Annotated in this window: 13 protein-coding genes; 9 read left to right on the top strand and 4 right to left on the bottom strand. The window is 72.6% G+C overall.

Annotated features, from left to right (window positions below; translation table 11 throughout):
* Positions 1–37: 37 nt before the first annotated feature.
* The 4 genes from ACH414_RS22420 to ACH414_RS22405 all read left to right on the top strand — a co-directional run bounded on the left by ACH414_RS22420 (position 38) and on the right by ACH414_RS22405 (position 2,774).
* Positions 38–1,249 carry a phosphoglycerate kinase gene (locus tag ACH414_RS22420; protein WP_382539932.1) on the top strand — a complete coding sequence of 404 codons (1,212 nt, stop codon included), beginning with the start codon at positions 38–40 and terminating at the stop codon, positions 1,247–1,249.
* 7 nt (positions 1,250–1,256) lie between these two features.
* Positions 1,257–2,033 (top strand): triose-phosphate isomerase, encoded by a 777-nt coding sequence (gene tpiA / locus ACH414_RS22415; RefSeq protein ID WP_382539929.1) that lies wholly within the window; start codon positions 1,257–1,259, stop codon positions 2,031–2,033.
* Positions 2,034–2,130: 97 nt separating this feature from the next.
* Complete coding sequence (gene secG / locus ACH414_RS22410) at positions 2,131–2,361, top strand: preprotein translocase subunit SecG (protein WP_030205174.1); 231 nt, start codon at positions 2,131–2,133, stop codon at positions 2,359–2,361.
* Between the two features lie 77 nt (positions 2,362–2,438).
* A complete protein-coding gene (locus ACH414_RS22405; RefSeq protein WP_003957010.1) occupies positions 2,439–2,774 on the top strand; it encodes an RNA polymerase-binding protein RbpA in 336 nt (111 codons plus the stop codon).
* 103 nt (positions 2,775–2,877) lie between these two features.
* Here the strand turns inward: ACH414_RS22405 and ACH414_RS22400 are convergent, their stop codons facing one another.
* Entirely contained in the window at positions 2,878–3,732 is an 855-nt protein-coding gene (locus ACH414_RS22400; RefSeq protein ID WP_391769584.1) for a MurR/RpiR family transcriptional regulator, read from the bottom strand.
* Between the two features lie 100 nt (positions 3,733–3,832).
* Here ACH414_RS22400 and ACH414_RS22395 point away from each other — a divergent pair, with 100 nt between their 5' ends.
* The 5 genes from ACH414_RS22395 (at position 3,833) to ACH414_RS22375 (ending at position 9,422) form a co-directional block, all read left to right on the top strand.
* Positions 3,833–4,768 carry an N-acetylglucosamine kinase gene (locus ACH414_RS22395; RefSeq protein WP_398943062.1) on the top strand — a complete coding sequence of 312 codons (936 nt, stop codon included), beginning with the start codon at positions 3,833–3,835 and terminating at the stop codon, positions 4,766–4,768.
* A 111-nt stretch (positions 4,769–4,879) separates the two neighbouring features.
* On the top strand, positions 4,880–5,644 hold the full coding sequence (locus ACH414_RS22390; RefSeq protein WP_398943060.1) for a sugar isomerase domain-containing protein: 765 nt from the start codon (positions 4,880–4,882) through the stop codon (positions 5,642–5,644).
* A 75-nt stretch (positions 5,645–5,719) separates the two neighbouring features.
* Positions 5,720–7,384 (top strand): glucose-6-phosphate isomerase, encoded by a 1,665-nt coding sequence (gene pgi / locus ACH414_RS22385; protein WP_382539918.1) that lies wholly within the window; start codon positions 5,720–5,722, stop codon positions 7,382–7,384.
* Positions 7,385–7,386: 2 nt separating this feature from the next.
* Positions 7,387–7,890, top strand: coding sequence for a PH domain-containing protein (locus tag ACH414_RS22380; RefSeq protein WP_382539915.1), 504 nt, complete (start codon positions 7,387–7,389; stop codon positions 7,888–7,890).
* Positions 7,887–9,422, top strand: coding sequence for a PH domain-containing protein (locus ACH414_RS22375; protein ID WP_398943058.1), 1,536 nt, complete (start codon positions 7,887–7,889; stop codon positions 9,420–9,422). Before ACH414_RS22380 ends, ACH414_RS22375 begins: the two co-directional genes overlap by 4 nt.
* Before the next feature lie 28 nt (positions 9,423–9,450).
* Here ACH414_RS22375 and pgl read toward each other — a convergent pair whose 3' ends face one another.
* From pgl to zwf, 3 genes are read right to left on the bottom strand one after another with little or no spacing between them, the layout of a single operon-like run.
* A complete protein-coding gene (gene pgl, locus ACH414_RS22370; protein ID WP_382539909.1) occupies positions 9,451–10,233 on the bottom strand; it encodes a 6-phosphogluconolactonase in 783 nt (260 codons plus the stop codon).
* Positions 10,230–11,288, bottom strand: coding sequence for a glucose-6-phosphate dehydrogenase assembly protein OpcA (gene opcA, locus ACH414_RS22365; RefSeq protein WP_382539906.1), 1,059 nt, complete (start codon positions 11,286–11,288; stop codon positions 10,230–10,232). The genes pgl and opcA overlap by 4 nt, the downstream gene beginning before the upstream one ends.
* Complete coding sequence (gene zwf, locus ACH414_RS22360; protein WP_382539903.1) at positions 11,285–12,817, bottom strand: glucose-6-phosphate dehydrogenase; 1,533 nt, start codon at positions 12,815–12,817, stop codon at positions 11,285–11,287. Before zwf ends, opcA begins: the two co-directional genes overlap by 4 nt.
* Between the last annotated feature and the right edge of the window lie 2 nt (positions 12,818–12,819).

The raw sequence follows: 12,819 nt of genomic DNA, 5'->3' as shown, positions 1-12,819 counted from the left end.
GTGCTCCACCGCGTGTACCAAGGAGTCAGAGAAACAGATGAAGACGATCGACGAGCTGCTCGCCGAGGGCGTCGCAGGCAAGCGGGTGTTCGTCCGCGCCGACCTCAACGTGCCCCTCGACGGCACGACCATCACGGACGACGGGCGCATCCGCGCCGTCGTCCCCACCGTCAGGGCGCTGGCCGACGCGGGCGCCCGCGTGGTCGTCGCCTCGCACCTGGGCCGCCCCAAGGGCGCCCCGGACCCGGCCTTCTCGCTCGCCCCGGCCGCCACGCGCCTGGGCGAACTGCTCGACGCCGAGGTGGCGTTCGCGACCGACACCGTCGGCGAGTCCGCCCAGGCGACCGTCGCGGGCCTCACCGACGGCCAGGTGGCCGTCATCGAGAACCTGCGCTTCAACGCGGGCGAGACCTCCAAGGACGACGCCGAGCGCGGCGCCTTCGCGGACCGCCTCGCCGCCCTCGCCGACCTCTACGTCGGCGACGGCTTCGGCGCGGTCCACCGCAAGCACGCCTCGGTCTTCGACCTCCCGGGCAAGCTGCCGCACTACGCCGGCTACCTCATCGCCAACGAGGTCGGCGTCCTGAAGAAGCTCACCGACGACGTCAAGCGCCCCTACGTCGTCGTCCTCGGCGGCGCCAAGGTCTCCGACAAGCTCGGCGTGATCGACCACCTCCTGGAGAAGGCCGACCGCATCCTCATCGGCGGCGGCATGGCGTACACCTTCCTCAAGGCCCAGGGCCACGAGGTCGGCATCTCGCTGCTCCAGGAGGACCAGATCCCGGCCTGCCTGGACTACCTCAAGCGCGCCGACGAGCGCGGCGTGGAGTTCGTGCTCCCCGTCGACGTCCTCGTCTCGGCCGAGTTCCCGGACCTGAAGACCAAGGCCCCGGCCAACCCGACCACGGTCGCCGCGACCGCCATCCCGGCGAGCGAGGAGGGCCTGGACATCGGCCCGGAGACCCGCAAGCTGTACGCCTCGAAGCTCGCCGACGCGGCCACCGTCTTCTGGAACGGTCCGATGGGCGTCTTCGAGCACCCCGACTACGCCGACGGCACCAAGGCCGTCGCGCAGGCGCTCGTCGACTCCCCGGCCTTCACCGTGGTCGGCGGCGGCGACTCGGCCGCTGCCGTCCGGATCCTGGGCTTCGACGAGAATGCCTTCGGCCACATCTCGACCGGCGGCGGCGCCTCCCTCGAATACCTCGAGGGCAAGACGCTTCCCGGTCTCGCCGCACTGGAGGACTGACCCCCGTATGAGCACCCGCACCCCGCTGATGGCGGGCAACTGGAAGATGAACCTCAACCACCTCGAGGCCATCGCGCACGTCCAGAAGCTCGCCTTCGCGCTCACCGACAAGGACTACGACGCCGTCGAGGTCGCGGTCCTCGCGCCCTTCACCGACCTGCGCTCCGTCCAGACCCTGGTCGACGGCGACAAGCTGAAGATCCAGTACGGCGCCCAGGACATCTCGGCGCACGACTCCGGCGCCTACACCGGCGAGATCTCCGGCCCGATGCTGGCGAAGCTGAAGTGCGCCTTCGTCGCCGTCGGTCACTCGGAGCGACGCCAGTACCACGGTGAGTCCGACGAGCTGTGCAACGCCAAGGTGAAGGCCGCCTTCAAGCACGGAATCACCCCGATCCTCTGCGTCGGCGAGGAGCTGGAGGTCCGTGAGGCCGGCAACGCCGTCCCGCACACCCTGGCCCAGGTCGAGGGCGGCCTGAAGGACGTCCCGGCCGAGCAGGCCGAGACCATCGTGGTCGCCTACGAGCCCGTGTGGGCCATCGGCACCGGCAAGGTCTGCGGCGCCGAGGACGCGCAGGAGGTCTGCGCGGCGATCCGCGGCAAGCTCGCCGAGCTGTACTCGCAGGACGTGGCCGACAAGATCCGCATCCAGTACGGCGGGTCCGTCAAGGGCGGCAACGTCGCCGAGATCATGGCGCAGGCCGACATCGACGGCGCGCTGGTGGGCGGTGCCTCGCTGGACGCCGACGAGTTCGTCAAGATCGTGCGCTTCCGCGACCAGTGAGTATGCGGTAGCGGAGATACGTCGTACCCTTGCGGGGGTCGGGCAGGCGCCCGGCCCCCGTCCGTATAAGTCCGAGGAAGTTGGTCCAGCCGTGGTTATGGGGTTCTCGATCGCCCTGATCGTCTTCAGCGCGCTGCTGATGCTGCTCGTGCTGATGCACAAGGGGAAGGGCGGCGGCCTCTCCGACATGTTCGGTGGCGGCATGCAGTCGTCCGTCGGCGGCTCCTCGGTCGCCGAGCGCAACCTCGACCGCATCACCGTCGTGGTGGGTCTGCTGTGGTTCGCCTGCATTGTCGTACTTGGTCTGCTGATGAAGTTGGACGGGTAACTCCAATCACTGGACGCGCGTTGGGCCTTACGTAGACTGGGGCATCTTCGAGCACCATCACGCAGGGAGTTACGACCGTGGCAAGTGGCAACGCGATCCGGGGAAGCCGGGTCGGAGCGGGGCCGATGGGGGAGGCCGAGCGCGGTGAGTCCGCGCCGCGGCTCCGCATCTCCTTCTGGTGCTCGAACGGGCACGAGACCCAGCCCAGCTTCGCCAGTGACGCACAGGTCCCGGACACCTGGGACTGCCCGCGGTGCGGCTTCCCGGCCGGTCAGGACCGGGACAACCCGCCGGACCCGCCGCGCACCGAGCCGTACAAGACGCACCTCGCGTACGTACGGGAGCGGCGCAGCGACGCGGACGGCGAGGCGATCCTCGCCGAGGCGCTGGCCAAGCTCCGGGGCGAGATCTGAGCGTGTTCGTGACGGTGTGACCGAAGGGGCCCTGCCCGCGAAGCCAGTTCGCGGGCAGGGCCCCTTCGGCTTCGTCCGGGCGTCCGTTCACCCGCTCACCCGCTCACCCGCGATGGCCGTCCACGATGTGCGCGGTGAGGGCCAGGGCGGCGGTGGCACGCGAGTGGGTCAGCTGTGTCACGCGCGCGTAGAGGCAGTCCAGGATCAGCAGCGCCGAGTGCCGGGCGCCGAAGCCGCCGTGCCGGAAGCCGGTCTCCGCGGCCGTCGAGGTGAGGTGGACGCCGGCCGCCCGGGCCACCGGCGAGCGCGGGTCCCCGGTCACGGCGACCGTCGCGGCACCCCGCTCGGCGGCCAGCCGCAGCGGTCCGAGGACCTCGCGGGTGGCGCCCGAGTGGGACAGCGCGACGACCGCGTCGGCGGGGGTCAGGAGGGCGGCCGAGGTCTTCGCCGCGTGCACCTCGGTCCAGGCGCGTGCCTCGCAGCCGATGCCGAAGAGCCGGGCCTGGGTCTCCAGGGCGAGCACCCCTGAGGCCCCCACCCCGTAGACGTCGATCCGCCGGGCCTGGGCGAGGGCGCGGGCGGCTCGCTCCAGGGCGCCCAGGTCGAGCTGCTCGGCGGTGGAGCGCAGCGCCTGCAGGTCGGCGCGGGCGACGGCGGCGACGACCCGGTCCAGCGGGTCCTCGGGTCCGATCTCGGGCCCGAGCGGAGTGGGTTCCTCGCCGCTCGCGCTCTCCTGCCCCTGTTCCCGGGCGAGTTCGAGCAGCAGGCGCTGGTACGAGTCGAGGCCGAGGGCGTGGCAGAACCGGGTGACGGTGGCCTGCGAGGTTCCCGTACGGCGGCCCAGCTCGGCGGCGGAGAGCGCCGACACGCGGGCCGGGTCGGCGAGGACCCAGTCGCCGACCTTGCGCAAGGAGCCGGACATCCGGGGGAGTTCGGAGCGGATCAGTGCGGTGATCATGCGGGGCCGGCCTTCGTGGGTCGTGGCTTGCGGGTCGTGGGCGGGGTCGTGGGCGTCGAGGTCTTGTGGTCGGTGAATCTATCAACCACCATGCGGGCTGATGAACGAATCCGGGATTCAGTGGGTCGTCGGCGTCGACGCGGGCGGTACGCGGACCAGGGCGCGGCTCGCCGAGGCGGCGAGCGGCCGGGTGCTCGGCGAGGGTGCAGGGGGCCCGGGCAACGCGCTGAGCGTGGCGCCCGACGCGCTCGTGCGGCATCTCGTGGACGCCCTGCGCGGGGCGGCGCCTTCGGGTGGAGCGGTCGCCGCGGTGGTGGGCGGGTTCGCGGGCGGTGGGCCCGGGGGAGGGCGGGAGCGGGCGCTCCTGGCGCTGACGGCGGCGCTGTCCGAGGCGGGACTGCGGGCGGGCCACGTCGAGGTGCGGGGCGACGCCGATGTCGCCTTCGCCGCCGGCCGCGGAGCCCCTGCCGACGGCCTCGTCCTCATCGCCGGCACGGGCGCGGCGGGGGCGCGGGTGGTGGACCGGCGTGCGGTGAGCGCCGTGGACGGTGACGGCTGGCTACTCGGCGACGCCGGGAGCGGGTTCTGGCTGGGGCGGGAGGCGCTGCGCGCGGTGCTGCGGGGGCTGGACGGGCGCGGCCCGTGGACCGCGCTGGCGGGGCCGGTGGGGGAGTTGTGCGGGGGGCTGAGCAAGGAGCACGTCGTCCGGTACGCGTATGCGGCGGAGCCGGTGCGGTTGGCTTCGCTGAGCCCGGTGGTGGTGGAGGTGGCGGGGGCGGGGGACGTCGTGGCCTCGGGGCTGCTCGACCGGGCGGCCGAGGAACTGGACTCCACCGTGCGGGCGTTGAAGCCGCGGTTCGGTGAGCCGCTGGTGACCACCGGCGGGCTCCTGGGACCCGATGGGCCGCTGCTCGGGCGGCTGGCGGCGCGGGTCGCCGACCTCGGGCTGGTCCCGGATCCCGTTCCCGACGGGCTGGGTGGGGCCGTGGCGTTGGCGCGGGTTGCTTGGGGTGCGGGTCCGGCCGCGGGAGCCTAGGCCCGGCAGGCGACGCCGCCCGTTGTGGCCTTGACGGGTCCCGGGCGGACTGGTTCATTGAGCCCAGTCGTCCCGCCGTGCTCGGTTCGGTCAACCAGAGGAGTCCTCCCCGTGTCCCAACCCGCCCCCTCCTCCGCCCAGTTCGCCGATCACGCCCGTACCGCCCTCGAACGGGCCGTGGCTGTCAACAAGGGTTCCGTCCCCGTCGCCGCGCGGCTCTTCGCCGACTGTGTGGCCGCCGACGGGGTGATCCACGCCTTCGGGACCGGGCACTCGCAGGCCGCCGCGCTCGAGGTCGCCGGGCGGGCCGGGGGGTTCGTGCCCACGAGCCGGATCGCCCTCGCCGATCTCGTGCTCCGGGGCGGCGAGGACCCCGCGGTGCTGTGGGATCCCTTGCTCGAACGGTCCCCGGGGCTCGCCGACCGGCTCTACGCGCTCGCCACGCCCCGGCCCCAGGACCTGTTCGTCATCATCTCCAACTCGGGGGTCAACAACTCGATCGTCGACATGGCCCTCAAGGTCACCGCGGCCGGCCACCGGCTCGTCGCGCTCACCTCCCTGGAGCACACCCACGCCGTCCCGGCGCTGCACCCGAGCGGCAGACGCCTCGCCGATCTCGGCGACGCCGTGCTCGACAACTGCGCACCCGCGGGGGACGCCGTGCTTCCGCTGCCCGGCGGTGCGGCGCTGTGCGGGATCTCGACGCTCACCTCCTCGCTGCTCGTCCAGATGGTCGTCGCCGACGCCGTCGCGCTGCTGCTCGCGGAGGGGCACGAGCCGCCCGTGTACGTCTCCGCCAACCTGCCCGGCGGCCACGAACGCAACGCCGTACTCGAAGCGCGCTACGCGGGACGGCTGCACCGCGGCGGTCACTGAACGCGTTTCGCACACCGGATCAATTAGGTTGGTGGGGCAGCGGGGCACACACGCAGTGAGACGAAGAAATGGGCGATGTCCGAGATGAGTAACGAAGGCCGTAGCAGGCTCAACCAGCTGCCCGAGTGGGCGGCCCTCGGCAAGCACCGCGAGCAGCTGGGCGACACCCATCTGCGCGAGCTGTTCGCCGCCGACCCCGGGCGCGGCACCGACTACACGCTGCGCGTCGGCGACCTGTATCTGGACTACTCCAAGAACCTCGTCACCGAGGAGACGCTGGCGCTGCTGCGCGAGCTGGCCGTCGCGACCGACGTCGCCGGCCTGCGCGACGCCATGTTCCGCGGCGACAAGATCAACAACACCGAGCACCGGGCGGTCCTGCACACCGCGCTGCGCGCCCCGCGCGACGCGGTGATCGAGGTGGACGGCGTGAACGTCGTCCCCGAGGTGCACGCCGTCCTCGACAAGATGGCCGCCTTCGCGGACACGGTGCGCGCCGGACGGTGGACCGGGCACACCGGCAAGCCGGTCAAGAACATCGTCAACATCGGGATCGGCGGCTCGGACCTCGGCCCCGCCATGGCCTACGAGGTCCTGCGCTCCTACACCCAGCGCGACCTGACGTTCCGTTTCGTCTCCAACGTGGACGGCGCCGACCTGCACGAGGCCGTCCGCGACCTCGACCCGGCCGAGACGCTCTTCATCGTCGCCTCGAAGACCTTCACCACCATCGAGACGATCACCAACGCCACCTCCGCCCGCAACTGGCTCCTCACCGGGCTGCGGGCCGGCCAGGAGGCCGTCGCCAAGCACTTCGTGGCCCTGTCGACCAACGCCGAGAAGGTCGAGGAGTTCGGCATCGACACGGCGAACATGTTCGAGTTCTGGGACTGGGTCGGCGGCCGCTACTCGTACGACTCCGCCATCGGGCTCTCGCTGATGATCGCCATCGGACCGGACGCCTTCCGCGAGATGCTCGACGGCTTCCACCTCGTCGACGAGCACTTCCGCACCGCCCCGCCGGAGGAGAACGCGCCGCTGCTGCTCGGCCTCCTCGGCATCTGGTACGGCGCCTTCTTCGACGCCCAGTCGCACGCCGTGCTGCCGTACTCCCACTACCTGTCGAAGTTCGCCGCCTACCTCCAGCAGCTCGACATGGAGTCCAACGGCAAGTCCGTGACCCGTGACGGGCAGCCGGTGGACTGGCAGACCGGCCCGGTCGTCTGGGGCACCCCCGGCACCAACGGCCAGCACGCCTACTACCAGTTGATCCACCAGGGCACCAAGGTCATCCCGGCCGACTTCATCGGCTTCGCCGAGCCCGTCGCCGACCTGCTGCCCGGCCTGGTCGCCCAGCACGACCTGCTGATGGCGAACTTCTTCGCCCAGACCCAGGCGCTCGCCTTCGGCAAGACCCCCGAGGAGGTGCGGGCCGAGGGCGTCGCGGAGGAGCTCGTCCCGCACAAGACCTTCAAGGGCAACCACCCCACCACCACGATCCTGGCCGACGCGCTGACCCCGTCCGTGCTCGGTCAGCTCGTCGCGCTCTACGAGCACAAGGTCTTCGTCCAGGGCGCCGTCTGGAACATCGACTCCTTCGACCAGTGGGGCGTCGAGCTCGGCAAGGTCCTCGCCAAGAAGATCGAGCCGGTGCTGACCCAGGGCAAGGGCGGCGAGCAGCTCGACTCCTCCACCGCCGCGCTCGTCTCCGCCTACCGCTCGCTGCGCGGCCGGGGCTGACGATGACCCTGGGGGAGGGGGCGGTGCGGCTGCGCCCGCCGAGGAACGCCGTGGACGGCCGTGCCGTCCCCTGGTGGCGGGTGCAGCTCCTGGTGACCACGGCCGTGCCGGTGGCCGTCCTGGCCGTGCTCGGCTGGCTGATCACCCCGGCCAGGGGCTGGCTGGCCGGCGCCGCCGCGATCGTGGCGGTCCTCGGGCTCGCCTGCACCGCCCTCCTCCCCCTCTGGTGGTTCCGGGTGCACCGCTGGGAGGTCACCGAGGACGCCGTCTACGTGCGGACCGGGGCCCTCTGGCAGGAGTGGCGGATCGCCCCCATGTCCCGGATCCAGACCGTCGACACGGTGCGGGGACCGCTGGAGCAGACCTTCCGCCTCGCCACGGTCACCGTCACCACCGCCTCCTCCAAGGGGGCCCTGCGCATCGAAGGCCTCGACCACGAGCTCGCCGCCGAGCTCGCCGAGCGGCTCACCGCGATCACCCGGGACACCCCCGGGGACGCGACATGAGCGACCCCCAGGACTGGCGCCGGCTCCACCCCCGCACCCTCCTGGCCGGCGTCGCCGTCCTGTGCGGCGTCGCCGGCGGCGCCGCCCTGCCCGCCTTCCTCAGCCTCTCCTCCGGCTCCCGTCCCGCCTGGCAGGCCGCCGCCTGGGTGCTCGCCGGAGCCACCCTGCTCATCGGCGGCGGGGCAGCCGCCGACTGGGTCAGACTGCGCCGCACCCGCTACCGCGTCGGCGCCGAACTGGTCGAGCTCCACACCGGCCTCGCCGTCGTCAAACGCCGCTCCCTGGCCCGTGAGCGCATCCGCAGCGTCGACCTCACCGCCAACCCGCTCGAACGCGTCCTCGGCCTGGTCAAGGTCAGGATCGGCACCGGCGAGCACACCGACGGCGAGTCCACCCTCGAACTCGACCTGGTCACCCGCGCCGAGGGCGAACACCTCCGCCGCACCCTGCTCGCCCGCGCCGAGGCGCCCGAGGACCCCTCCCACGACGGCGTCCTCGCCGCCGTCGACCCGCGCTGGATCCGCTACGCCCCGGTCTCCTTCGTCACCCCGCTGCTCGCCACCGCGGCCGCCGGCGCGGTCATGCAGGTCAGCGACTGGTTCGGCGCCCAGGAGGAGGTCATCCACTGGATAGGCGAGCGCTTCGAGGACGTCTCGCTGCCCTGGATGATCGTCGACCTCGCCCTGCTCGCCGCCGTCGCAGGACTGGTCGGCGCCCTCGGCCTGTGGGTCGAGATGTGGTTCCGCTACCGCCTGGAACGCGAACCGGGCGGCACCCTGCGGGTCCGCCGCGGCCTGTTCACCGCCCGCTCGATCTCCCTGGAGGAGCGCAGGCTGCGCGGGGTCGAGCTGGTCGAGCCCCTGGGCGTACGCCTCTTCCGCGCCGCCCGCCTCGACGCCGTCGCCACCGGACTCGCCCAGGACGACGACGACAAGCACGGCGACCTCAAGAACCTGGTGCCCCCGGTGCCGCGGGCCGTGGCCCACCGGGTCGCCGCCCAGGTCCTGCGCGAGACCGAACCGCCCACCGGCGCCCCGCTCGCCGCGCACCCCCGCGCCGCGCTCCGCCGCAGGACCGGCTGGGCGCTGTGGGCCGGGCTCGGGCCGGCGGCGGTCCTCGCCGTCCTCGGCGCCCGGCTCACCCCGGTCCTCGGCTACGCGGCGGCCGTCCTCGCCGCCGTCCTCACCCCCCTCGCGCTGCTCCTCGCCCGCGACGCGTACCGCAATCTCGGACACGGCGTCAGCGGCGCCTACCTGGTGACCCGTTCGGGCACGCTGCGCCGCTCCACGGTCGCCCTCCAGCGGGCCGGGGTGATCGGCTGGACCGTCAAGCAGTCCTGGTTCCAGCGGCGGGCCGGGGTGCTCACCCTCAGCGCCACGACGGCCGCCGGCGAGGGCGCGTACGCCGTCTACGACGCGGGCGAGAGCCAGGGCCTGGCCTTCGCCGCCGAGGCGGTGCCGGACCTCCTCACGCCCTTCCTGGAGCCCGTGGAAGCCCCGGACACGCCGGAGGCCCGGCTCACCGTCAGGTGAACCGGGCCTCCGTGACGCCCGTTCGGGCTCAGGCCGTCGCCGGCGGATACAGGCTCCGCGGCAGCTCCGAGGCCGCGGCCGCGTCCAGCAGCCACAGCGTGCGCGAGCGCCCGTGGGCACCCGCCGCCGGGGCCTGCACCTCGCCCGCGCCGGACAGCGCGATGGCAGCCGCCTTCGCCTTGTCCTCGCCGGCCGCGAGCAGCCAGACCTCCTTCGCGGCCCGGATCGCCGGCAGGGTCAGCGTGACCCGGGTCGGCGGCGGCTTCGGCGCGCCGTGCACCCCCACCACCGTCCGCTCGGTCTCGCGGACCGCCGGCAGCTCGGGGAAGAGCGAGGCCACGTGCGTGTCCGGGCCGACGCCCAGCATCAGCACGTCGAAGGTCGGCACCCCGCCGTGGTCGCCGGGACCGCAGGCCGCCGCGAGCTCCGCCGCGTAGGCGGCGGCGGCCGCCTCGACGTCACCGCCGAACGGGCCGTCGGAGGCCGGCATCGCGTGCACCCGGGCCGGGTCCAGCGGGACGCTGTCGAGCAGCGCCTCACGGGCCTGGGTGACGTTGCGCTCCGGGTCGCCCTCGGGCAGGAAGCGCTCGTCGCCCCACCACAGGTCGAGCCGGGACCAGTCGATCGCGTCCCGCGCCGGCGCGGCGCTCAGCGCCGCCAGCAGCCCGTTGCCGTTGCGGCCGCCGGTGAGCACCACCGAGGCGGTGCCGCGGGCGGACTGGGCGTCCACGATCCTGGTGATCAGCCGGGCCGCCGCTGCCTGCGCCATCAGCTCCTTGTCGCGGTGGACGACGAGCTGGGGGGCGCTCACTTGGCCGCCGCCTTCTTGGCCGGGGCCTTCTTCGCGGCCTTCGCCGCCCGAGCCGGAGCCGGGGCCTCGGCCTGCGGGTCCGCCACCTGCGGGTCCTCCAGGGCGGGCACGGGGGCGGTGGTCGCCGCCTCCTCGTCGAGCCGCTCCAGACCGAACCGCAGCGCCGAGGCGTAGGTGTCGTCCGGGTCGAGCCGGCGCAGCTCCTCCGCGATCAGCTCGGCCGTGTCACGGCGCTTGAGCGCCACGGCACGGTCCGGCTGCCCCTGGATGGAGAGCGTGGCGAGCGAGGCGTCCGGCCGGTCGAGCACGATGGGGCCGGCGTTGGTCTCCATCCGTACGGAGGTGAGACCGGGGCCCGTCGACTTCGAGCGCCGCACCGGGATCTTCAGCCGGTCCGCGAGCCACATGGCGAGCAGCTCGACACTGGGGTTGAACTCCTCGCCCTCGACCTCGGCCGAGGTGACCTCGCACTCGACCTGGTCCAGCGCGGCGGCCAGCATCGAACGCCACGGCGTGATCCGGGTCCACGACAGGTCCGTGTCGCCCGGGGTGTACGCGTCCGCGCGCGCGGTCAGCTCCTGGATGGGCTGCTCGGCGGCGTACGTGTCGGTCACACGGCGCTGGGCGAGGGCGCCCAGCGGGTCGTTCGCCGGGTCGGTCGGCGCGTTCACCGGCCACCAGACGACGACGGGCGCGTCCGGCAGCAGCAGCGGCAGCACCACCGACTGGGCGTGGTCGACGACCTCGCCGTACAGCCGGAGCACGACCGTCTCGCCGGTGCTGGCGTCGGCGCCGAGGCGGACCTCGGCGTCGAGCCGCGCCTTGGCACGGTCCCGCGCGGAGCGCGAGACCCGCTTGATGACGACGAGGGTCCGCGAGGGGTGCTCGCGGGACGCCTCGTTGGCCGCCTTCAGCGCGTCGTAGGCGTTCTCCTCGTCGGTGACGATGACGAGGGTGAGCACCATGCCGACGGCCGGGGTGCCGATGGCCCGCCGCCCGAGCACCAGCGCCTTGTTGATCTTGGAGGACGTGGTGTCCGTCAGGTCGGTCTTCATGGCCGGCGCCAGCTCCTGCCGTCTCGTGCGAGCATCTCGTCCGCCTCGACCGGACCCCAGGTCCCGGACTGGTACTGCGCGGGCTTGCCGTGCTTGTCCCAGAACTGCTCGATCGGGTCGAGGATCTTCCAGGACAGCTCGACCTCCTCGACCCGCGGGAAGAGGTTGGAGTCGCCGAGCAGGACGTCGAGGATGAGCCGCTCGTAGGCCTCGGGGCTGGACTCGGTGAAGGACTCGCCGTAGGCGAAGTCCATCGACACGTCCCGGACCTCCATCTGCGTGCCCGGCACCTTGGAGCCGAACCGCATGGTGACGCCCTCGTCCGGCTGGACCCGGATGACGAGCGCGTTCTGGCCGAGCTCCTCCGTCGCCGTCTGGTCGAAGGGGGAGTGCGGGGCGCGCTGGAAGACCACCGCGATCTCGGTGACCCGGCGGCCCAGGCGCTTGCCGGTGCGCAGGTAGAAGGGGACGCCCGCCCAGCGGCGGTTGTCGATCTCCAGCTTGATCGCCGCATAGGTGTCGGTCTTCGACTGCGGGTCGATGCCGTCTTCCTGGAGGTAGCCGACGGCCTTCTCGCCGCCCTGCCACCCGGCCGCGTACTGGCCGCGCACGGTGGACTTGCCGAGGTCCTTCGGCAGCTTCACCGCGCCGAGCACCTTGGTCTTCTCCGCCGCGAGCGCGTCGGCGTCGAAGGAGGCGGGCTCCTCCATCGCGGTCAGCGCGAGCAGCTGGAGCAGGTGGTTCTGGATGACGTCACGGGCGGCGCCGATGCCGTCGTAGTACCCGGCCCGGCCGCCGATGCCGATGTCCTCGGCCATGGTGATCTGCACGTGGTCGACGTACGACCGGTTCCAGATCGGCTCGAAGAGGGTGTTGGCGAAGCGGAGCGCCAGGATGTTCTGGACGGTCTCCTTGCCGAGGTAGTGGTCGATGCGGAAGACCGCCTCGGGCGGGAAGACCTCGTGGACGACCTCGTTGAGCTCCTTGGCGGAGGCCAGGTCGTGGCCGAAGGGCTTCTCGATGACCGCGCGGCGCCAGGAGCCGTTCTTCTGGTCGGCCAGGCCGTGCTTCTTGAGCTGCTGGACGACCAGGGGGAAGAACTTCGGCGGCACGGACAGGTAGAAGGCGAAGTTGCCGCCGGTGCCCTGTGCCTTGTCCAGCTCCTCGATGGTGGTCTTCAGCTGCTCGAAGGCGTCGTCGTCGTCGAAGTCGCCCTGGACGAAGCGCATCCCCTGGATCAGCTGCTGCCACACCTCCTCGCGGAACGGGGTGCGGGCGTGCTGCTTGACGGCGTCGTGGACCTCCTGTGCGAAGTCCTCGTCCTGCCACTCGCGACGGGCGAAGCCGATCAGCGAGAAGCCCGGCGGCAGCAGTCCTCGGTTCGCGAGGTCGTAGACCGCGGGCATCAGCTTCTTACGGGACAAATCGCCCGTGACGCCGAAGATCACCAGACCCGACGGCCCCGCGATGCGCGGGAGCCGTCGGTCTGCGGCGTCACGGAGCGGGTTGGCTCCGGTGACTGCGCTCAAGG

It is taken from the genome of Streptomyces sp. NPDC020422 (assembly GCF_044386705.1).
Taxonomy (GTDB): domain Bacteria; phylum Actinomycetota; class Actinomycetes; order Streptomycetales; family Streptomycetaceae; genus Streptomyces.
The sequence above is the reverse complement of the archived record's forward strand: the minus strand, read 5'-3'. Positions and strand labels throughout refer to the sequence as shown.